Source organism: Paenibacillus antri, from assembly GCF_005765165.1.
Lineage (GTDB): Bacteria > Bacillota > Bacilli > Paenibacillales > YIM-B00363 > Paenibacillus_AE > Paenibacillus_AE antri.
In genome coordinates, this window is sequence record NZ_VCIW01000001.1 from 456,266 (window position 1) to 476,920 (window position 20,655).

A 20,655-nucleotide genomic window follows, 5' to 3' on the forward strand; every position below is an offset into this window, starting at 1 on the left:
CTGTACCTGCGAGAATGGAACGGGACGGAAGGTGCACAGCAAAGTCTCTTCTTAGGGGGTAAGCATGAGGGCTACATTACACGTAAAACATTACAAGCAAAGTTTGGAAGGCTATTTGTTGTACAGAAAATACTTGGATTGGATCGTAATGCTAGAAGCCATGGCCAAAGCCGGAGATCTGACGGGGCCGAAGCTCCACGAACATATAAGAGGAAACTATGCAGTGGGGCTGCTCGAAGACAAGACCCTGGGGCGTCGGAAATTTTATTATTCGACCACCATGGTGAAGACCGAAGGCAAATACAATGCTTTCATCAACCGGGTGAAAGGAAGTAAAGCATATGCCTCCTGGTGGGAGGGGATGCTCGCCGATCTGTATTATAAGACGCCCGAGTTTTACCAATACATAGAAGTCGATCGTTCAAGAGGCGTTCGTACGCCGGGGGCAAAGAGAAGAGTTCATGACAGCGAATGCATCATTCTCGAAAATATTAGCGAATTCATCCACCACCAACGATTACATGATTACAAAGTATACATTTATTCGCATAAAGAACCCTGTCTGAATTGCGATCTGGTGTTCCAACAGTTCCTAGAGCGGCATTCCCAGTCCGAATTAACGATCTTTTATCATCATACCTATCATCAGCCGCTGCCGTCGAAGTACAGTTGGAGGTATTAGGAATGGAACGAGAGCCGAATGTAGAGAAATTGATAGCATCCATTCAAGCCGACGAGAAACGGGTGGCATTGGAGAACCTGTTCAACGACGATGAATTGATACAACACACTATCGAAGAGATCCAAACGAAGTTAGCCGAGTACGAGCGACATGTCGTGAAAGCGCTCGATGATACGATCGAGTCTATGCACTTGTTATATCACGGAACGCTCAAGACTCGCTTTATCCTCGTCGCCGCTTGTACCTACACTTTGCTCGCGCGCGTCGATCCAGAGGCATTTTCCAACTTCCAGTCCGGTCACATCCGAACCGACCGCAAGCGAGTTACCAGTACGAATACCGTATTAACGTTCTTTACCAAATACGCCAACGGACGATCGCAGCGGCGAATCGCAATGGAGAAGCGCGACGATTCTCATGAGTTCGACTATCTCTTGCAGTTGATCGACGAATTGCTGCCCCTGCTCCCCAAACGAATGAGCAACAGCTTTCGAGAGTTGAACGAGATGGTGTTGAAGCCTATCGGGGAAGTCTTTCCTAACGACCTCGTATAGCCCGCGTTTGTTGCCCTTCCATAAATATCGTTGATCATTGAATTGGGGGATGAAATCCATGGGATTTTGGGATATTGTCGGCAAAGTGGCTTCTACCGTTATAGAAATCGGAGCAAGATCGCATGCAGACTTTCAGAGGAATGCGGGCGAGAAAATTCGCGATTATGAACGGAAGCTTGCCCAAGCCGAAGGATCATCGCGAATGAGAGACCCTGAATACGCCAAGAAGGTCGAGGCCGCTAGGCAGAAGTTTGAGGCCGGGAAGCAAAAGTTTTATGGTGTTTCCTCACCTAATACTGTAGTTAAGGATGGCGTTACCTTAATAGGCGGTTTATCGGTGGATCAATGGGATTCCCGATGGCAGAGACTTGGAATACTGGGAAGTCTTACTTTAAGCGATCTAAGTAGATACAATCAAAGCATAGGGCTATATAAAGCGGAGTTAGGCGGAAAAACCGTCTACATCGGCAGAGCGGTCGAATATAATAACGGCGGCTTCAGGAAACGGCTGAGGGATTATCTCAGAAGCAGCGACAGCGGTCGCACCCATACCTCCGGGGGAAAGATGAACCAATATGCGGACCGTATCACGTTATCGATCCTAGTCGTGGGCACATCAGAAAAGGAAGTCGGCCTAGTCAAAGAGCTGGAAGTAGCGATGATTATGAAACACGGTCCCGCGTGGAACGTTCAATTCCGCGCGTAGTTTAGAATGGCCGGTATGCTCCGCCGCAAACCGGCCATCGACCTTGCCTACTAACGACGGATCTTTTCCAGTTCCTCCCGAAAGGCAGGTTTTCTCGGAAACTTGAACAAGAGTCGTTTCACGACCTCGAGAGCTTCCTCCTGCCCTCCGGCCTTTTGCAGCAACGGAATGATTCGGCATACGTTCACGTAAGCTTTCCTTTCCTTGGATTCATCCGCCCGATGCTCGATAAGGATCAGGAGTAGCGCTCTGACCTCATCGGGGTAATGCGGCAGCAATGTGCCGTAGAACGATTCGATACGATAAGGCTCCGTGCGGACGAAATCCAAAAGGCGAGCGAACAGCCTCTCTTCCAATAGACCCAGCTGCCGCAGATGCTTGACTTGTCCTGCGAGATGATAAGCTTCGAATTGATGCTTCCTCCAGCGATGGACAAGTCCTGGCAGCCCCCTCGCTAAGTCCTGGGCTTCCCCCGACTCCGCCAATCGAATCGCTTCCTCCGTATCGCCGCGCTCCAGCGCCGCTCGGATCGCAACCTCTCGAAGCTCCGGGCGTGCAGATGCTCGTTTAGATACGTTCTCGCTTGTTCTGCGCCGACGGTTTCCGTAATCCGATCGTACCGAAGCACGGCGACTCTCTCGTCTACGTACTCCAGTCAAGACTCGATCACCATGCCTACGCCGCCGTCCGAATCGCCTGCCGATTACAGCAATTCGGTCATCTCTTCGATCACGCAGCAGTGAATGTCCAATCCTCGCAACCATTGCTCTTGATCGAACGCTTTGTTCCCCTTCTCGGCAACCGCAGTGTATTTATTATCGCTTTACGCCCTCAAGATTTTTACGCGACCTTCTACCGCATATTCTTTGCCTCTCGATAGTATGACGCTATCGATAGAGCCGGAGAAATCAGCAGATTCATGCGAGCCGCTCCCCCTTCAAATAGTTGCAACATGAAAGCAGCCCATCACCGACTCAGGGGATGGGCTCATTATGAAGAAACACTTCGTTCTACGACGCGAACTCCTCCAACTCCGCGATCATTCGCGGAGGGTTTGCTAGCGTTCGAATGTTTTCGGCGCCTAGCACGTTCAAGTGGGCGAGCCAATTCCGAATGCGCCTTAGTTCGTTGACGTACGATACCAGCTGCGGCGGGTGGTGAGCGCCGCCTCGGCTCAGGAAATAATAGATATGCCGAAACTCCAACTCGAACAAATCGTTCACCGCATAGCCCTTCTCGTCGTAAACCGGAAGCGCAATTTGCGGACCGATCAGCTCCAACAGCTTATGACGGAGCAGCTCCAAGTGCGGGAACAACACGGCTACTTGCGCGGCCCACATTCTTCGCCTCAGCTGAGCCAGGTCGCCGTTCATCGCAAGCCACGCCGAGTGCCATTCCAGGCGCTCTTCCACGCGGAAAGCCATTCCCTTAGACCAGGCCAGCTCGAGGTCGACCGCGCGCGGCTGCCAGCCCCTCTCGCCCGCGTACTCGACGAGCGCGCGTTCCGGATGAAACAGCTCCTGCTCCGACCGGCCAGCCAAAAACAAGGCCAAGTCCCGATCCCATAACGATAATTCCGCCATCAAGTGACGGGCTACCTGCTGCTCCAGCTTCGACTCCCCGTACGCTAGCTGTAGAGAGCCGATATACATCTGCATATCCAAGCGTTCCACCGTATCGTTCCAGCGCACGGTCGAGGCGTAGGGCGTGTTTTTCATTTTTCGATGCGCGCCCCAAGCGGCGGCGTCCGGCACCAGGAATACCGGATGGTGCCAGTCGGGGTTCGAACGGCAGAGCGTGCCGTACTTTTCGAAGAAATCCGCCCATGCGGGGGCATCCCCCTCCGCGATTTCCTCAACCCATACGATCAACATGCTGAATCGGTCCCCGGTCGGCAAGCTTTCCATTGTGCGAAGCGCGGACGGCGGGTGATCCGGAAGGAACAGGTCGTACATAAGATCGAGCGGCTTGTCGTCGGACGCAAACAGGTCTTCCCAGTGCAGCGACGACTCCGAGAACCGTTCCGCGACGGCTTCCCGCAACCCGCTCGGACGCTCCAGAGGCAGCTCCAGAAACACCGAATGGCCGTCCCGAACGTCCCGTTCCACTCGATCCACGAACCGAGACGGACCCGGCAAGTTCCACCAATGCTCCTTCATCCCATTCGCTCCTCCGCGTTAACCAGGCGCCGGACGAACGGATCCATTACCCAGGCATCCTTGCCGTTCATGCGCACCAAGCAAATCTTCTCCGCCCAGCGCATGTACCGGCGCACCATCTCCTTCGGGAACTCGTCGTCCGCGAGCTGAGACAAAGTCGCGTTGCCATCCGCGGCGAGTAGCTGCATCATGGTTTTGATTTCTTCCCTCAGGCCGAAGTCCTGCCATGTTCGGACGACCCACTCCTTATCCTGGAACCGTTCTTCCAGCTGCGTCATCGAAGAGCGAGCCTTCGAACGCTTCGCGGCGCGGTAATCGTACAACAGCTTAGGCCAGTAGCCCGTGGTGTCCATCAACTTCGCCATATTCGTATCCGACACCGTGTCGAGGTTCTGTTCGTCCATCCACTTTTTGACCATGCTGTCGTGCCACGGGCTCAACGACAATTGCGGAACGCTATCCAGCAGCTCTAGGACCGCCTCGTCCTTCTCCAGCGACCACGTCTGGCCCGGATCGCTGACGAAGACGATATGGAGCAGCTTCTGTAACGGCTTTTGTTTCGCCATCAGCTTCTGGGCGGCCTCGATCCACTTCTCCGACCAACAGCTCGTATGGGAAACCAGAACGTAGACCGGAGTGTCCGTCGTTTTCTTCGCAATTTTTTGCAGCTGCTTATCGAAATCTTGCAGGGTCGTCGTTTCCTCCCCGATGACGACGGAAGAGGAGACGCCCGCCTTCGGCAAGCTGTCCTTCATATCGTCCAGTCCGGACGCCGCGGTGCCGTGAACGATCGAAATCAAATGGTTCCGAAGCAGCTCCGCTTGTTGGACCGTAAGGACGCTTCGCTTATAAGGAATCCCATCCGCCTCGGCGCCGATCGTTGGCCGGTAGAGGGCAGGCTCGTATACCGTCGCTTTCGTACGGCTTCGCGTCAGCTTCTCCTCGATGATCTCCTCGGAGCCCATCAACGAAGCCAAGCTGAGGCTGCGCAGCGTGAAGCCCCCGCTCGACGTCTCGCGAAGGATGCCTAGTCCGACCATCTCGCCGAGCAGAATGCGGAAGTCGTCCATGTTGAGCTCGGCTAGCCCTTCCGGCCACCATGCCGTTGCGAACTCTCGAATTTGCGCCACCTTGAAGCCTTCGTTGTACACCCAGCGCTTGTCGAGAGCTTCGTGAGCGATGGAATACGCGATGACTTCGTAGCGGTCGTCCAGTTGGAGCGTCCAGTTGATCCGCTGCGAGATTTCGCGCCTTAAGTCCTTGTCCTCGTATGCGCGGTCGATATGCTTCCCGTTTAACTTGAACGGCGGGCACCGCTTCGGGTCGAAGCCCGCCCGACGGTCCAACACATGATATAAGAGCTGTTTGCAGTACAGCTGGATCAAACTCGGATAGTAATTCGTCTGCGACAATATCCGCGTGACCAGATCCTCGGACTCGAATCCGTATCCGCCGAGCTGCATCGGAAGCGTGACTAAATCACGCGCCGTCGTCCACTCCTCGTGGAGCGGACCGATGCACAGCGCCGCGCCGAAGTGGGCAAGCGGATTGTTCTCGTTGCGCGTCGTCCGCTGAACGTTATGCAATCCGGCAAAGACGACGTGGAATCGGCGGCGAGTCACGTCCATCAGGTTCTTCAGTAAGCGGCAACGATGGAAACCGACGCGATCGTCGCCGGCCTTGTTGCCGCCACCTAAGAAGTCCTTCCCGTCCAGCTCCAGGAACCGGTCGGATTCGTCGAGCAGCAGCAAAATATTCCTTTGGTCGTCCGCATCGAGCCATTGCTTGATTTCTTCGAGCACTTTGTGATTCCACTTGGACTTCCGCTGCAGGATGCCGGCCGACGATAACCTCTCCCCGACGACATTCCAAATATAGTCGATCTCCGTAAGATCCGTCCCCTGAAGGTCGATCCAATAGGCATGGTTTCCATCTTCGGGACGATGAAACTGCCGCTCCGCCTCCCGAAGCAAGGCCGTCTTGCCGAGTTGGCGGCCGCCGTAAATAAAGCCGGCTTGGCGGTTCATGATTAACTGGATTTCCCGCTTCCGACCGAAGAACATCTCCGGCGCGACCACGCCCGGCTGCGACGTGTACGGCTCGATATACGTGAACGGCAGCGCGCACTGGAACAGAACCGGCATCCTGTCGTTCCGCACGCCGCATAAGTAAAACATTAGCAGCTCGTCGACGATCAGCGCCGTCCGCCGTCGTTCCCGGCACTTGTTCGCAAGCTCTCGGGCTTTCGCGGCGGTCATCCGACCGAAGTGGAACGCGATCGTCGCCGCTTGGCCGTGCGTCTCCCCGATCGACTCGAGGATATGATCGCTCGTCTCGCGATCCCAGAAGCAGAAGATTCGATATTTCCCGTTCGCCTCCGACCCGAACGCCGGCAACGGACAACGAATCGCGTCGATGATCGGATTGCACTCCGCTTCGAAATAGTGGACGTTGGCCCGCTGCTTGACCGTCACCGACTTGACGATAAAGCCCAATTGCTCAAGAATGATCTTGGCTTGAGCGGCCGTCTGCGGACTCGTCGTCTTCTTCGTCTTCATCGCGTACCAAGCGGCCATCATATTCGAGGCGTTCTGCGCCTGCTTGCTCGACACTTGATTCAGGTTGAGCGAGATCGGACCGAGGGAGCCGCGATTCTTTACGTTTTCGATGACGTAGTTGGCGCTGCGGCCGTTCCCCTCTACCGAAAACTTATACAGTGCTTCGTATTTATCTTCGAAGAAGTCCGAGAAATAGTTGTGCCTCTCCTCGATTTCGGGCAGCTCGTTGTTTTCCCGGAAGTAGTTCAAATATTCGTCCGCGGTCGGAATGTCGCCCTTGTCGAGCACGGCGCGGAACCGGCCGAACCTCTCGTTCGATACGTCGATGCCGGCCTCGCCGAGCGTCTGGAGGAAATGCTCGACCTTCTCCTCCCGCTTCGCGTTCAGATGAACATCGATGTCCCGAAGACGTGCACGTGGCTCGACGAATCGCTCCATTTCCTTGATGCGTCCCTGCAGCTCCTCCAGCTCGTCGATGAGGTTGAATCGCTCGTTTTCCGAAATCCACGTGAATCCGTACGCTTGTTCAATCTGCTTCACGGAATAATCGTGCGTGCGCTGCATCGCTTCGCGATGCTGGTACAAACGCTCCTGGAGCGCCTGCATCGCCGCATCGATCGCGCCGGCTTCATCCTTCTCTTCTTGCGGAACGTTGTCCAACACCCGGCGGGCCGCGCCGAGGTCCTGGAACTCTAAGAAATATTCGAAGAGCTCTTGCCAGCCCCATTCGCTTCGCGACACGATCTGGTCGATGTGGGCCTCCTCTACCGGGGCGAGCGGCTCCCACGAATCCGGATCGAGCGGGGCGTCGGACCGGACCAGCGAGGCGTTCAAGGCCGCGTGAAGCTGCGGTTCGTTGATGTGTCGCGCGTCCGAGTTCCGAATCAGCTGATGTAAGCCGTCTAGGGCGTTCGTCAGGATCGTCGCAGCGATCGAAGCCCGTTCCGTGCTTTGCGCGGCGGCGTAGGCGACGACCTCCTCGCATGCGGCCGGAAGCAGCGTGTTAAGATTGCTTCGCAGATCGTCGATTTGCTTCTGTCGATAGCCGCTCGCGCCGTTCGTACGCCTTGAGGCCAGCTCGTACCAACGATGGTAGAACTGGAGCGCGGCATCAGACTTGTTCCGGAGCTGCACGATCGCCTTGCTCCGGATGTTGCTTCCCCGCGTTCGGCCTAAGATCTGGGAGTCGGTCTTATCTACCTCGACGACGAAGCCGCCCTGGTCCGCGAACCGCTCGGCGAAAGCGAACAACGCCTCCTCGTCGATGTCGACTTCTTCATGCAGGATCGGTTGAAGCAATTGGAATACGGCCCCTTGCGGCTCGCGTACCCAGTACCGCCAGACGTCCGTCGCCGGCTGGAAGCACGTCGTCGCGATATAAGCCTGTTGGAGCCAAGCCTGAACTTCTTTCCGAAGCCTTGCCAACTCGTCCTCCCAGGAGGACGCGGATTGGATCTGGGAGATCGCGTACGAGCTAAGTCCCATATTTTCGCTGGAGAACCGCACTACCTTGTCTCGAATCGTCTCTAGTCGTTCCAGCCCGTACAGAGGGATTTGCTGCAGCAGCATCGGCGCGCCAGTCGTCGGAGCGAAGAGCGTCGGGGCGAGCGTGGCGGCCGCGAGCAACAGCCGCATGGCCGAATCCTCTTCGATCGCCTGCTGCAGTACAGGGAACTGATCGTTCAACTCGTTCCGCAACGCGCGGGAAAGCTCCCCTGTAGCCGAGCGCAACGGGGCGCCGATCAAGACGGCTCGAAGCAGAGCCGAGTTCGGTCGAATCGAGCCCGGGCCGCACTCCGCTTCGGCCAAGCTCGCCATGCGGTACGCCGCTTCCAGGTGCCCTTCTTTCATTAAGCTCCAAATTCGGTCGTTAAATCGCGCCGCGTCGGCCGTCCCGGCTTTTCGCAGCGGAACGACCTTCTCGACCGCAGCCATCGGTTTGTCCGGCGCCGGCGCCGACTTCTTCGGCGTCACGGGCGGCTTAGGAGGGAGCGTCTCGGACGAGCCGGCGGCGGTTTCCTTGTACGCGGCCTCCGCCTCCGCCGTCGAAGCGACCGAGGCGATGTCCGCCTTCCCTTGTCGAACAGGCTGCGGGTCAGCCACAAGCTCTGGCTCAGGCTTAGGTTCAGGTTCAAATTCTACCGCAGGCTCAGACTCGTGCTCCGGTTCAGGCCGATCGGTTCCGCCCTCGCCCGCCGCGACCGACGGCACGGCCTTCGTCGGGTAGGCTTGCTTCTTGAACGTAGCTTTCACTTCCGCCGCCGGACCCGACGCTTTCGGCAGAAGGAGCTCTTCCCCCTTCGGCAGCCGAAGCGAGATGTCGAGAGGACGTTGCTTTAATTGTTCTTTGAACGTTCGAAGCGGATCCCGCACTAAGGCCGGCTCGAGCCGAGCCTCGTCTTCCTCGTCCCGCCCGGAACGCGAATGTGACTCCCTCTTCGACTTCGGCTCCTGTTCCTGCTCTTGAGAAGGCTTCTTGGGCTTCGACGCCGGTACGAGATCGGCATCGGGACGCCGCTCCGTCGACGCTTCGGAGGCCGGAGCTTCCCCGACCGAAACCTTCGCTTCCTCGACCGTCTCCGCGACGGGGACGAATTGAATTTTATTGCGAAACAACGCCTTTTCGACGTCTCGATTGTACCGCTGCACTTCGTCCCGAAGCTCGTCCGTCAGCTCCTCGTTGTCCAGCACCTCGGGGATCGTTAACCGGTACACGGCCGACCAAAACGAGGCCGTTAGCGCAGCCGGTTCCGGCTCGACGCGGAAGGCATCCAATTTCCGCTTGGATTCCTCCAGCAGAGGCGCCCACCACTCGGGCTCGGGATCGGCAAGCAAACGTACCTGTCGAAGTAACTTATAAGCTTCCTCGAATTTCTTCGCTTCTTCCAGTTCGACCGTAAGCCACCCGGTCAACGCCCCGATCGTACCTTCGTACTTATCGTTCCAAGTAGGGACGGCTTTCGCCGCGTCCAGCACCGCTTGATACGACTCCTTCAACGCCGGCAGCGCACGAGCCGCCGCATCGTCGGGCAAGAAGCCCGCCTCTAACCGTTCCAGCGCCGCCGCAAGCGCTTCTTTCGCTTCCTTCGCATGAAGCTCTACTCGCTGCAACAAAAGTAAGAGATTGTTGTTCTGTTTCATCCCGAATCCCTTCCGCGTGAACAATTTGTCCTATCATTACATTCGATAGTATGAAAGCACCACCCGAAAAATGGTACATCTTAACTATGATTCAACATAAAAACATAAAAAACCTGCTCCATGATCCGCGGCAATCCTACCAATTTTTTCCCCACAATCGAGAATAAGCGCCTTGCCTCGTACGGGAGAGGCGCTCGGGCAACCGTACATTCAGTTCCCTCTGTCTCGGTATGCGACGCGCAAGCCGACCTCGGAAGCCTAACCCCCGGATGGAACGGCTGTCTTCGATCCGGACGAACCTTAGATTAATAAATAAAACATTATAACGTTATATTGATTAATCAGAATGGTATGGTATCGTAAGAGTAGAATCGAAGGGAAGCGGGGGGGGCGCGTGGGGGAGAAACTTCTATTACATAACTTGAAAACGATGGACGATCGCGTCGTCGATATCGCGATCGAAGACGGTCGGATCTCCGCCGTAACGGCAACGGCGCCAGGGATCGTCCGCGGGGCGCCGGCGTTCGACGGATCGGGGTTGTACGTCTCTAGCGGCTGGATCGACCTGCACGCGCACACCTTCCCCGAATTCGATCCGTACGGGGATGAGATCGATGAAATCGGCGTTCGCCAAGGCGTCGCCACGGTCGTAGACGCCGGAAGCTGCGGGGCGAACCGGATCGCGGAGCTCGCCGCCAGCGGCACGCATGCGCGAACGAATCTGCTCGCGTTCCTGAACGTCTCCCGCATAGGGCTCGCGCGGATCGACGAGCTGTCCGATCTCGCCTGGATCGATGAGGCAGCCGCGGTCGAAGCCGTTCGACGGCACCCGGACTTCGTCGTCGGGCTGAAGGCGCGCATCAGCCGAAGCGTCGTTGGCGGCAACGGCATCCAGCCGCTTCGCCTCGCGCGCAAGCTGTCGGACGCGACGCGTCTGCCGCTCATGGTGCACATCGGCTCGGGACCGCCGGCAATCGGAGACATCCTGCCGCTGCTTCGCCAAGGCGATATCCTGACCCATTATTTGCACGGCAAGCCGAACCGTCCGTTCGACGCTCTGTCCGGGCCTCTGCACGCGCTGCGGGAGGCGGTCGAACGCGGCGTGCGGCTGGACGTCGGCCACGGTACCGCGAGCTTCTCCTTCGCGGTCGCCGAAGCCGCCCTTCGCCACGGCATCGTGCCCGATACGATCAGCTCGGACATTTACCGAGGCAATCGGATCAATGGCCCGGTGTACAGTCTCGCGAACGTGATGACGAAGTTTCTTGCGCTCGGGTACCCGCTTCGGGACATCGTCGCGGCCGTCACTTCGCGCGCTGCCGCAAGTCTCGGACGACCCGAGCTCGGCCGGATCCGCGAGGGGGACGCCTCGATGCTCACCCTGTTCGAGGTCAAGCGGGAATCGATCACCTTATACGATTCCGAAGGCGCCGTTAGAAAGGCGGAGCATCGAATCGAACCCAAAGGAGTTGTCATTTATGGATCATTCTTTCCTTGCGAAATACGGGCTTAAGCGTGTCGTGAACGCCAGCGGCCGCATGAGCGTCATCGGCGTGTCGGCGCCCTCCGACACGGTGATGGACGCTATGAAACTCGGCGGGCGGCAGTACGTGGAGATGGCCGAGCTGATCGAGGCGTCCGGGGAGCATATCGCCCGAACGCTCGGGGCGGAATCGGCCGTCGTCGTCAACTCGGCGTCGAGCGGCATCGCGCTGTGCGTCGCGGCCGTCGTCACGCGGGGGGACCGGCGGAAGAGCTTGCGCCTGCACCAAGAGCCGCTCGCCCGGAACGAAATCCTCTTGTTCAAGGGGCATAACGTGCAGTACGGCGCTCCTATCGAGACGATGGTGTACCTCGGCGGCGGGCGCGTGAGAGAGATCGGGTACGCCAACGAAGGCCGAGCGGAGCATCTGGAAGAGGCGATCTCGGAGGAGACGGCCGCCGTCCTGTACGTGAGGTCGCATCATTGCGTCCAGAAGAACATGCTCTCCGTCGAGGAAGCTTGGGAAGTCGCAAGCCGGCGCGGCGTGCCGCTCATCGTCGACGCCGCGGCGGAGGAGGATCTCCGCAAGTATCCGGCGTGCTCGGATCTCGTCATCTACAGCGGTTCGAAAGCGATCGAAGGTCCGACGTCCGGCATCGTCTGCGGGAAGCGGACTTACGTCGAGTGGGTCAAGACGCAGCTGTACGGCATCGGCCGAGGCATGAAGGTCGGGAAGGAAGCGATCTTCGGCCTGCTTCAGGCGCTCGAGGAGTACGTCGCCAAGGAAGACACAAGCGAGCGGGAAAAGGAGGCGCTGCAAGCGTTCCTCCCGCTGAACGAGCTGCCGGGCGTCGGCGTGACGATCGTGCAGGACGATTCGGGCCGCTCCATTTTCCGGGCGCGGGTGCGGATCGATCCGGAGTCTGCGGGCACGACGGCCGAACGCATGGCCTTCGCGTTGCGGACCGGACCGGTCGCCGTCTACACGCGCGATTACGGCGTCAAGCAAGGGTACTTTGATCTGGATCCCCGGTCCTTGCAAGGGGACGACATTCAAGTGATCGCGGCGCGGATCCGCGAGCTGGCAGGAGGACGCTGACATGGCGGATATCGGAAAGCGATTGTATAGAAACCGGGCGGCGCTCAATGTGCTCGCGAACGGCCCGGACAACGCCGAAGAAGTGTTCCTCGCCGGGGACGGCTTCGTGTTGGTCGGCATGTTGTCTAAGAACTACGCAACCGTCGAGGACGCCGTCGCCGCCATGCGCGAAACCGGGCGCCGCATCGACGGTGCGGTGTCCATCGGTCTCGGCGCGGGAGACAATCGGCAGGCCGGCGTCGTCGCGGAGATCGCGAAGCACTACGCGGGCGCCCATATTAACCAGGTGTTCCCCTCCGTCGGCGCGACGCGCGCCAACCTCGGCGGACGGGAAGGCTGGATCAACGCGTTAGTGTCGCCGTCGGGCCGGCCCGGTTATGTCAACTTGTCGACCGGACCGGCGAGCGCCGCGCACCCCGAGCCCGCCGTCGTCCCGGTCAAGGCGGCCATCGCGCTCGTCCGCGACATGGGCGGCAACGCGTTGAAGTTTTTCCCGATGGGGGGTCTCGCGATCGAAGACGAGCTGCGCGCCGTAGCGAGAGCGTGCGGCGAAGAACGGTTCGCGCTCGAGCCGACCGGCGGCATCGACCCGGACAACTTCGAAGCGATCCTCCGCATCGCGTTGGAGGCCGGCGTGCCTCAAGTCATTCCGCACGTCTATTCGTCGATCGTCGACGGCGCGACCGGCCGCACGAAGCCGGAAGACGTCAGGAAGCTCGCGGATACGATGATGGCTTTGGTGGATCGCTATGCCTAAGACAATTGCTTGCTTCGGCGAAGTGATGATGCGACTGCAGGTGCCAGGGCATGATCTGCTGACGCAGGCCGACACGCTGCGGTATTCGTTCTCGGGCACGAACGTCAACGTCGCTTCTGCGCTGTCCCGCTTCGGCCATACGGCGCACATTGTCACCACGCTGCCCGCAAGCCCGCTCGGCGACGCCGCGCTCGCCCATATTCGCAAGCTCGGCGTCGCCACATCGCTAGTGAGGCGCGGCGGCCGCTGGCTCGGTATGTATTTCCTCGAGACGGGCTTCGGTCCGCGGCCGAGCCGCGTCACGTACGCGAACCGCGCGGAGAGCAGCTTTAACACGGCGCCATCGGATGCCTATGACGTCGAGAGCATCGTCCAGGCAGCGGACGTCGTCCACTTCTGCGGCATCTCCCTCGCGATGAACGACGTCGTCCGGGCGCAGACGAAGGCGCTCGCGGCCGCGGCCAAGGCGGCGGGCCGCCTCGTGTCGTTCGACTGCAACTACCGTCCTTCGCTCTGGGGGGAGGACGGTTATGCCTCGGCAAAGCCTCACTATGCCGACATGCTGCGTCTCGCCGACCTCGTCTTCATGAACGAGAAGGACGCCATGCATATTCTGGGGATGACTACGTCGCGGCAAGACCGGCGAGAGCGTCTGCTCGAGCTCATCCCCGCCGTCGCGCGGACGTACGACATTCCCGTCATCGCCGGAACGCATCGGACCGTTCATCCGGATTCCACGCATTCGCTGCAAGGGTATTTGTACAAGGAGGAGGCCTTCGCCTTTTCCAAAAAGCTCTCCTTCCCCGTCTATGATAGAATCGGTGCAGGCGATGCGTTCGCCTCGGGCATCCTGCACGGCGTATTGGAAGACCGCGCGCCCGAGCGCATCGTGAATTTCGCCGCCGCGGCCGCGATGCTCGCGCATACCGTCTCGGGCGATTCGCCGATGGCGTCGGAGCCCGAAGTCGAGCGCGCCCTCGCGGAAGCGACAGACGATATAGAAAGGTAGCTGCTGCCGAGATGACTCTCTCCCGGAACAAGCGCCCGTTGTATTTGCAAATCAAGAACATCTTAAAGGATCGCATCCTGCACGGCGTCTACCCGCTCGATACGAACATCCCTTCCGAGCCGCGGCTCGAGGAGGAGTTCGGCGTCAGCAAGATCACCGTCCGCAACGCCGTCAAGGAGCTCGTTCAGGAGGGCTACCTCGAGCCGAGCAGCGGCCGAGGGACGCGAGTCGTCCGCAATACGGCGACGACGAAACGCTCCACCTGGCAGCGGTTCACGGAGGTGCTCGTGGAGGAAGGCCATCGGATGCGCAAGCGGCTGCTCGGCGTCAAGACGATCCGCTGCGAGGAAGGAACCGAGCCGTACCGGCGCTTCGGGCCGGAGTGCCTCCGCGTGGAACGGTTGTACTTTCTCGACGACGTTCCGTATATCCATTACTTTCATTACCTTCCCTCCCGGTTCGCGAACGCGGAGTCTTCCATTCTCGACGCGCAATCGCTGTACGAGTGGCTCGAGGAGCAGGACGTCGCGCTCATTGCGTTCCGAGACGAGTTCGCCGCGGCGTTCGCCCCCGCCGACGTCGCCGCGACGCTCGCGCTTGAGGACGCCCGCTCGCCGGTGCTAAAGCGGCTTCGGTTCGCCGTCGACGCGTCCGGGCAGACGGTGGAATACAGCGAGGGCTACTACAATACAGCGCTGCAGCATTATATCGTCAAGTCCGATGCGTAACCCGCCATAGGGAACAGCAATGTCCCTATTTCGCTCGGAAGTCTTGTTTCGGACCGATTCTACCGAGAATAAGGAACCGGCGAGGACGGCGGCAACGCACGCGGATTCGGCGGCGGGCGAAATAAACCGCGCAGACGACCTCACCCTTTAGCACTTGTACGCAAGCATCTCCTGTTTCCATGATTCGAGTCTTTTTCGACCCAAATCAAGAAAATCCTTCCTATTTCTACATCATTCGAAAAATCTCGACACAACCCATTCCCGCCGCCGATCAATTCCATCCTAAGGCAGCACGACGCTTGCATGGTACAGCAGCGTAAACCGCAGCCCGTCGCGCAGCTTCCGTTCAGTTCGGTTGCCCGTCGCGATTGTGTCCACCAACTCGTCCCAATACGGAATCTCCCGATGAAGCCGCGAGAAGATCTGTCGTACGTAGACGGAAGTGACCGGACTCCCTCGCGAGGTCGCCGGGAGCCCTTCGGCGAGCTCGCCGCCCTGCAGGAACTTGTCCGATGAGAACAGCTTCCGCAGCACGAGGAACGACAGCTTGTCGAGCTGCACCGGCCGCATGGACCCGAACTGCAGTTCGAACGCTTCCTCCTCCGCGCATAAGAGCACTTCGTCCCGCGGCGCCTTCACCCGATACTCGTCATATTGGTCCCTTGAGAGATATTCCGTCGCGCCTTCCGTCGTCTTGAGGAACATGTGACGTTGGAGCATCTGTTCGCTCTCGATCAGCATCCGCTCCTCATACCGTTCGACCACATCCAAGTCGTAATCCGCGTGTTCGTTCCCGCTCAGATACTCGATTTCCCGCATCGCTTCTCTCGCGATCAGTACCCCGCAGTTAACTAGGAAAATGTTCGCGATATACGACTGCTGATCGTTCAACTGCAGCGTCAGCGTAGGCGTAAGCGACTTGTGGAAATGCATCGCCGCCTCCGCGTATGCCTTCTCTTTATAGAGGAGATGCGCGTAGCGGTAATTCGCGACCGGATGCTCGGGCTGCAGACGCAGCGCTTCCCTGAGGCAGGTCATCGCCAGCGAGGGGTCCGGACGGTCGCCGAACTTGTATGTCTCCCCGTGGTGGACATACAAGGAAACCAACCGCTCCCGCCATCGGTCGGCCTCCGCGAAGTCGCGCTTCGCGAGCGCCTCCTTCCGCCGTTGCTTATATACCCTCGCCTCATTCGAGGGAATGAACGATTCCTCTACTTCTTCCCACATTTCCGATCCCGCTCCTCTTCTTCGCCGTGACAGCCTTTCACGCTTCGGTTTGTATGCTAGGTGCATATCATCCGAAAGGGGCAAATCTTCTATGAACACAGTTACAGCCGCAGTTCCAGTAAACACGCTCTTATCCCGTTACGGCTTCCGCGCCTCCGACCTGGTAACACCGGACTCTTCTTACGGTGCACTGCTCGACCGCGCGCTGCACGAAGCCGGTATCGGCTTGGATGAACTTCCTTCGATTTCGGAACAGGACTGGCAGCTCGCCCTCCGCAAGGCCCGCGACCGTTTCGACGGCCCCGGCGGCGAGACGCTCGTCGACCCGCGCCGCGCCCCGCTCCCATTGTCGAGCATCGACTTCTACATGGCGGGCGTCGTCCGCTGGATGAACGAGCTCGGCATTCATACCTACTCCTGCTGCGACGGGCACGGCAAGCGGCTGCCTCACGCGAATATGATCTCGTATCTCGGCACCCAGCAAAAACACATCCTGCAGGTTAGCGCTCCGGAAGGGATGTCGCTGCGCGCGCAGGGGCGCCGGGTCCAATGGGAGATGAATCCCTCCGAGCCCGAGCGGCTGCTTCAATTCGCAGAACGATTATACTGCATCGTCTCCGAACCCGCCACGCTGTTTCGCTACGAGGCGGATCGGTTCGCGGAAGGCTTGGTGGAGCTGTTGGAGATTCCGGGGGAGAGCGGCTCCGAGGAGCGGATTCGACGCGCGGCGATCGCGAAGCTGCGTCGGCATGCCGACGATCTGTTCGTCGATCGCGCGGGGAACGTATGCGCCGCGATCCTCTGCGGCGAAGGTCCGACCGTGCTGCTGTCCGCTCATATGGACGTCTTCAGCGAGATCGAGCCGGAGCGGCGTATCGTTCGCCGCGGGACGGAGCTGTCCAGCTCCGAGGGGATCCTCGGCGCCGACGACCGGGCCGGGATGGCCGTCATCCTGGAGCTGTGCCGCCGCGTGCACCGGACGAACTTCAACGGGACATTGAAGGTAGCGCTCACCGTTCGGGAGGAGATCGGACTGGAAGGTTCCCAAGCGTTGGACGCGGCATGGCTGGAGGACGTGCGTGGCGCGATCGTCGTCGACCGCCGCGGCACCCGAGACATCGTCACCTCGTGCGGCCGGGTAATTCCGTTCTGCAGCGAAGCGTACGGCCGATTGTTCGAAGCGGCCGGCGCCCTCGCCGGCATGCCCGACTGGCGCGTCACGCCGGGCGGCTCCAGCGACGCCAAGGTGCTGGCAACGGAGTTCGGCATCCCGTCCGTCAATCTCTCGGCGGGGTACCGCCACGAGCACACGTCCAGCGAAACCGTCGATTACCTCGCGACGTACCAGACCGTCAAGCTGATCGAGTGCGTGCTTCATCGGAATATGATTCAGTAAGCACGAAGTTACGACAAATAGACCGCGACCGAATCTTCCCCACGTCGCGGTCTATGATTTATTTTACGAACTTGCTTGGCTCATCTTCCGCAGCAGCTCTTGAATCCGCTCCTGATCGTTGTTCGCCATCGCTTCCTGCAGACGTTCGTTCAACTCGTTCAGCGAGCCGTGACTCTCTCGAATGCGCTGCGCGGCCTGCGCCTCGAACCGTTCCCGCTCCCGATCCAACGCTTGAATGACTTGTTGCTCGGTCCGATGGATGCGGTCCCGTTCCAGCCCTTCTTCGAAGTCGGTCTTCGAGACTTCCTCGGCCGCGTGCTGCAGACTCTCTTGAATGAGCTTCTTCGCTGTCTCGGCTTCCTGTTCCTTATTCGACTCGCTCATGAAACTACACCGCCTATTAATCTTCGATGAAGGTACGAATCGGCTTAAGCACATCCATCTGGATGCCTTGCGATACGTCCTTAAATCCATCGAGAGGATTCTTGTTGTACACGTTTAACATGACCTGGGAGGCGAACTTGACCGTTTCGAGGTCGTTGGTTTCGAGCCCCTTCTGAATGACGGCGTCCATCGACTTGTACAAGCGCTCGCGCTCCGCGAAGCTGGTTTTCAAGAACGTTTCGAAGTTACTCCGGTCGGTCTCCATCTTCTTCGTAATAGCATTCAGGCAGGCGATGATGCGTTCCCGCTCCGTCTTTTCAACTTCCTTAGCCTTATAGTAGCTTGTGAAAGAATCGATCGCGTTCGAAACCATATTGGCTACATCCATAGTTACTAGGTTCGTGATCGGATTGCTCATATCGTTTTATAGTCTCCCTTGTGATAGTTTCTGCTCCATCTCGACCAATCGCTTCGTCAGGTCCTTATACTGTCGCGTGATTTCCGCATTGCCCTGCAAGAACTGCGTCGTTAACGTCTGCTCAAGCAGTTGAATGATCGCGATCGCCTGCGTCGCTTCTTCGAGCTCCCGTTGTGACGGATTCTTCGATCCAAGAATCTTGGCCGTCTCCCTCATCTTCAGCTCCAGCGGCTTCAGCAACCGGTCGATAAGCTTGCGCTCCTCGTTCACCGACATCTCGATATAAGTCAAGTTGCTCTTGACTTTCCGAAGCTTCTCGCATTCGGCATCGATTCGGGCCCGGTACTCTCTTGCCTCGTCCAACATTTCATTGGCTTCCCGCACCCGCTTGCGCTGACTGATCAAGTCGGTCAGTAACACGCCGCCTAGGAACGCGACCGGATTCACGCGGGTTGCCATGGTTAGGGCAGACGAGGCGACCGACGCCGCAAACAACGTCCCGACGACGGTTGCGGTATTCGCTCCGCGTTCGCGGCGCTCGAATTCCATTCTGGCGATGTACTTCTTCACTGTCGGGGCGTAATCGCTTTTCAGCTTATCGTACTTTTCGCCTTTATACGCATAATGGGCCTCGACGAGCTTCTCCGTCTGCTTGATCTTCGCCTCGACTTCCTTAAAGGTATCATTGTAGCGGGATCTAGCACTGGAAATAATACCGCTCGCTTCCTCCCGTTTTTCGAACGACGTCTTATAGTCGCTCTTCCCCTGTATCACCATTTCCTTGAAGCCGTCCGTCATGATCTCGGTCAATTCTTTTCTTCCGTCGCTAAGGATTTGACCGAACTCCTTGCCCAGATCGAACATCTCTCTGAAAAAGCCCAAAGACCGCACCTTCTGCCTCTTCGAATTCATTCTTGCAAAAAAACAGTTCCAACTTTCCCATTTTACAGTAAGTTTCATAGATTTATCTACATATTTATTAGTTCTACAGACCCATCAGACACTCTCATTGTCAGGGATCGTTCGTTCCTCTCTTGAAGCATGCAAAAAAGCGGCCCCCGATGAGAGCCGCAGGACGTGTAAAGATCCATCTACTTCCCCTTCATCTGCCGGTACTTCTGCGCGTGCAGCTTCTTGCGGGCCGCGCGGTCATAAGAGAAGCTCTCGAGCTGCTCCGACAGGAGCTCCGATTCCGCCGCCAGCGACGGCGCGTTCAGCGCGGACGCCATCTCCCTCAGGCGCTCCGCCTGTTCCCGCAGCAGCCGCTGTCCCTCCTCGCTCCGCCCGCCGTCCAGCGCCGCCATGGCGGACTCGATCGCCAGCGCCGACCGCGTCAGCTCCGCCTGCTTCGTCACCTCCGGGTCCCGCGGAAGGCTCAGCAACGCGCCGTCATTCGTAAACTCTACCGGAAGCTCCGCGGCGAATCGGCAATGCTCGGCGCCGTCCGTCACATCCGCGTACTCCCAAGCCAGCGCGAGCGCCGTCCGCCGCCCCGGTCGCCCGGACTCTATCGACAGTTCTACCAGCAACGTCTTCACCGCCCCGTCGCCGAGGTCGCCTAACGAAACAATCGTTCCCCGCGAGTCCGACTCCGACGCTGCCCCGTACACGTTCGTCACGCTCGTCCCCTCCGCCGGCCGCAGCGTCAGCTTCAGGTTGTGCGCGACCGTAGAGAGAAGACCGTCCAGTTCCCTCTCGAAAATGCTCGGAATCTCCTCCGCCGTCCCGATATAATAGAACCTTCCCCCGCCCAGTTCGGCGATCGTCTCGAGCAGCTCCTCGTCGAAGCCGTCCCCGACGCCCATCGTCGTCACGGACACGCCGGCGGCCAAGTACTCCTTCGCGATCGCGCCGAGCTTCGGCTTGCTCGTAATCCCATGGTTGGCATGGCCGTCCGACAACAGGATGACGCGGTTCGTCGTCCCGCTCGCGACGGACCTCCGCACCTGCTGCGCCCCTTCCATCAGACCTCCGCTAAGGTTCGTGCTGCCTCCCGGTTGAATGGCCGCGATCCGCTCCTTCGTCGGAGGATCGATCGTCTGCACCTCGTCGTCGAACGCGACCAGACGCAGCCGGTCCCCCTCCCGCATCTGGTCCGCCACGAATCGGCATGCTCTCTTGCTATATTCGATCGGCGCGCCGGCCATCGACCCGCTGCGGTCGAGGACAAGCGCCAAGTTGAGAGGCGGCCGCTCGCCGCGGCGGGTGCCGCTGCCGCGGACCTCGACGAGCAGGTACGCTCTCTCGAGCCCGCCGACGGGGATGTAGGGCCGCTCCCAGGTTGTTTTCACGGATACGGTGCGAATGGATTCAAGCATTTTCCGAAACCCTCCTGTACTCAATTCTGGTATGAT

17 protein-coding genes are annotated in these 20,655 nt (G+C 58.8%); 9 read left to right on the top strand and 8 right to left on the bottom strand.

Annotated features, from left to right (window positions below; genetic code table 11):
- The first annotated feature begins 64 nt into the window (after window positions 1–64).
- The 3 genes from FE782_RS01740 to FE782_RS01750 are packed head-to-tail and all read left to right on the top strand — an operon-like array spanning window position 65 to window position 1,942.
- On the top strand, window positions 65–682 hold the full coding sequence (locus FE782_RS01740; protein ID WP_138191860.1) for a deaminase domain-containing protein: 618 nt from the start codon (window positions 65–67) through the stop codon (window positions 680–682).
- Window positions 683–684: 2 nt separating this feature from the next.
- Window positions 685–1,236: a hypothetical protein gene (locus FE782_RS01745; protein ID WP_138191862.1), complete on the top strand. Its 552-nt coding sequence runs from the start codon at window positions 685–687 to the stop codon at window positions 1,234–1,236.
- Window positions 1,237–1,294: 58 nt separating this feature from the next.
- Window positions 1,295–1,942, top strand: a complete 648-nt coding sequence (locus FE782_RS01750) for a GIY-YIG nuclease family protein (protein WP_138191864.1) — start codon at window positions 1,295–1,297, stop codon at window positions 1,940–1,942.
- A 50-nt stretch (window positions 1,943–1,992) separates the two neighbouring features.
- On the opposite strand, the gene FE782_RS01755 is transcribed toward FE782_RS01750, so the two are convergent.
- From FE782_RS01755 to FE782_RS01765, 3 genes are all read right to left on the bottom strand, one after another.
- Window positions 1,993–2,427 carry a hypothetical protein gene (locus tag FE782_RS01755; protein WP_138191866.1) on the bottom strand — a complete coding sequence of 145 codons (435 nt, stop codon included), beginning with the start codon at window positions 2,425–2,427 and terminating at the stop codon, window positions 1,993–1,995.
- A gap of 525 nt (window positions 2,428–2,952) precedes the next feature.
- Window positions 2,953–4,101, bottom strand: a complete 1,149-nt coding sequence (locus FE782_RS01760) for a hypothetical protein (RefSeq protein WP_138191868.1) — start codon at window positions 4,099–4,101, stop codon at window positions 2,953–2,955.
- A complete protein-coding gene (locus tag FE782_RS01765) occupies window positions 4,098–9,800 on the bottom strand; it encodes an ATP-binding protein (protein WP_138191870.1) in 5,703 nt (1,900 codons plus the stop codon). Before FE782_RS01765 ends, FE782_RS01760 begins: the two co-directional genes overlap by 4 nt.
- A 394-nt stretch (window positions 9,801–10,194) precedes the next feature.
- Between FE782_RS01765 and FE782_RS01770 the strand changes: the two genes are divergently transcribed.
- The 5 genes from FE782_RS01770 to FE782_RS01790 are packed head-to-tail and all read left to right on the top strand — an operon-like array spanning window position 10,195 to window position 14,876.
- Window positions 10,195–11,313 carry an amidohydrolase/deacetylase family metallohydrolase gene (locus tag FE782_RS01770; protein WP_138191872.1) on the top strand — a complete coding sequence of 373 codons (1,119 nt, stop codon included), beginning with the start codon at window positions 10,195–10,197 and terminating at the stop codon, window positions 11,311–11,313.
- Window positions 11,279–12,382, top strand: coding sequence for a DgaE family pyridoxal phosphate-dependent ammonia lyase (locus tag FE782_RS01775; protein WP_138191874.1), 1,104 nt, complete (start codon window positions 11,279–11,281; stop codon window positions 12,380–12,382). Before FE782_RS01770 ends, FE782_RS01775 begins: the two co-directional genes overlap by 35 nt.
- Window position 12,383: 1 nt before the next feature.
- On the top strand, window positions 12,384–13,139 hold the full coding sequence (gene dagF / locus FE782_RS01780; protein ID WP_138191876.1) for a 2-dehydro-3-deoxy-phosphogluconate aldolase: 756 nt from the start codon (window positions 12,384–12,386) through the stop codon (window positions 13,137–13,139).
- On the top strand, window positions 13,132–14,148 hold the full coding sequence (locus FE782_RS01785) for a sugar kinase (RefSeq protein WP_138191878.1): 1,017 nt from the start codon (window positions 13,132–13,134) through the stop codon (window positions 14,146–14,148). Before dagF ends, FE782_RS01785 begins: the two co-directional genes overlap by 8 nt.
- An 11-nt stretch (window positions 14,149–14,159) precedes the next feature.
- Window positions 14,160–14,876 carry a GntR family transcriptional regulator gene (locus FE782_RS01790; protein ID WP_138191880.1) on the top strand — a complete coding sequence of 239 codons (717 nt, stop codon included), beginning with the start codon at window positions 14,160–14,162 and terminating at the stop codon, window positions 14,874–14,876.
- A 282-nt stretch (window positions 14,877–15,158) separates the two neighbouring features.
- Here FE782_RS01790 and FE782_RS01795 read toward each other — a convergent pair whose 3' ends face one another.
- Window positions 15,159–16,103, bottom strand: coding sequence for a tetratricopeptide repeat protein (locus tag FE782_RS01795; protein WP_138191882.1), 945 nt, complete (start codon window positions 16,101–16,103; stop codon window positions 15,159–15,161).
- A gap of 91 nt (window positions 16,104–16,194) precedes the next feature.
- Here FE782_RS01795 and FE782_RS01800 point away from each other — a divergent pair, with 91 nt between their 5' ends.
- Entirely contained in the window at window positions 16,195–17,499 is a 1,305-nt protein-coding gene (locus FE782_RS01800) for a M28 family peptidase (RefSeq protein WP_158299205.1), read from the top strand.
- Between the two features lie 63 nt (window positions 17,500–17,562).
- On the opposite strand, the gene FE782_RS01805 is transcribed toward FE782_RS01800, so the two are convergent.
- From FE782_RS01805 to FE782_RS01820, 4 genes are all read right to left on the bottom strand, one after another.
- Window positions 17,563–17,883, bottom strand: coding sequence for a hypothetical protein (locus FE782_RS01805; protein ID WP_138191886.1), 321 nt, complete (start codon window positions 17,881–17,883; stop codon window positions 17,563–17,565).
- Between the two features lie 16 nt (window positions 17,884–17,899).
- Entirely contained in the window at window positions 17,900–18,301 is a 402-nt protein-coding gene (locus FE782_RS01810; protein WP_138191888.1) for a hypothetical protein, read from the bottom strand.
- 6 nt (window positions 18,302–18,307) lie between these two features.
- Entirely contained in the window at window positions 18,308–19,183 is an 876-nt protein-coding gene (locus FE782_RS01815) for a hypothetical protein (protein WP_138191890.1), read from the bottom strand.
- Window positions 19,184–19,392: 209 nt separating this feature from the next.
- Window positions 19,393–20,619 (bottom strand): vWA domain-containing protein, encoded by a 1,227-nt coding sequence (locus tag FE782_RS01820; RefSeq protein ID WP_158299206.1) that lies wholly within the window; start codon window positions 20,617–20,619, stop codon window positions 19,393–19,395.
- Between the last annotated feature and the right edge of the window lie 36 nt (window positions 20,620–20,655).

Coding starts and splice junctions, on each gene's coding strand:
- FE782_RS01810 (WP_138191888.1), bottom strand. CDS start 18,301: ATGAGCAATCCGATCACGAACCTAGTAACTATGGATGTAGCCAATATG.
- FE782_RS01790 (WP_138191880.1), top strand. CDS start 14,160: ATGACTCTCTCCCGGAACAAGCGCCCGTTGTATTTGCAAATCAAGAAC.
- dagF (WP_138191876.1), top strand. CDS start 12,384: ATGGCGGATATCGGAAAGCGATTGTATAGAAACCGGGCGGCGCTCAAT.
- FE782_RS01745 (WP_138191862.1), top strand. CDS start 685: ATGGAACGAGAGCCGAATGTAGAGAAATTGATAGCATCCATTCAAGCC.
- FE782_RS01740 (WP_138191860.1), top strand. CDS start 65: ATGAGGGCTACATTACACGTAAAACATTACAAGCAAAGTTTGGAAGGC.
- FE782_RS01820 (WP_158299206.1), bottom strand. CDS start 20,619: ATGCTTGAATCCATTCGCACCGTATCCGTGAAAACAACCTGGGAGCGG.
- FE782_RS01765 (WP_138191870.1), bottom strand. CDS start 9,800: ATGAAACAGAACAACAATCTCTTACTTTTGTTGCAGCGAGTAGAGCTT.
- FE782_RS01795 (WP_138191882.1), bottom strand. CDS start 16,103: ATGTGGGAAGAAGTAGAGGAATCGTTCATTCCCTCGAATGAGGCGAGG.
- FE782_RS01800 (WP_158299205.1), top strand. CDS start 16,195: ATGAACACAGTTACAGCCGCAGTTCCAGTAAACACGCTCTTATCCCGT.
- FE782_RS01805 (WP_138191886.1), bottom strand. CDS start 17,883: ATGAGCGAGTCGAATAAGGAACAGGAAGCCGAGACAGCGAAGAAGCTC.
- FE782_RS01750 (WP_138191864.1), top strand. CDS start 1,295: ATGGGATTTTGGGATATTGTCGGCAAAGTGGCTTCTACCGTTATAGAA.
- FE782_RS01760 (WP_138191868.1), bottom strand. CDS start 4,101: ATGAAGGAGCATTGGTGGAACTTGCCGGGTCCGTCTCGGTTCGTGGAT.
- FE782_RS01775 (WP_138191874.1), top strand. CDS start 11,279: ATGGATCATTCTTTCCTTGCGAAATACGGGCTTAAGCGTGTCGTGAAC.
- FE782_RS01785 (WP_138191878.1), top strand. CDS start 13,132: ATGCCTAAGACAATTGCTTGCTTCGGCGAAGTGATGATGCGACTGCAG.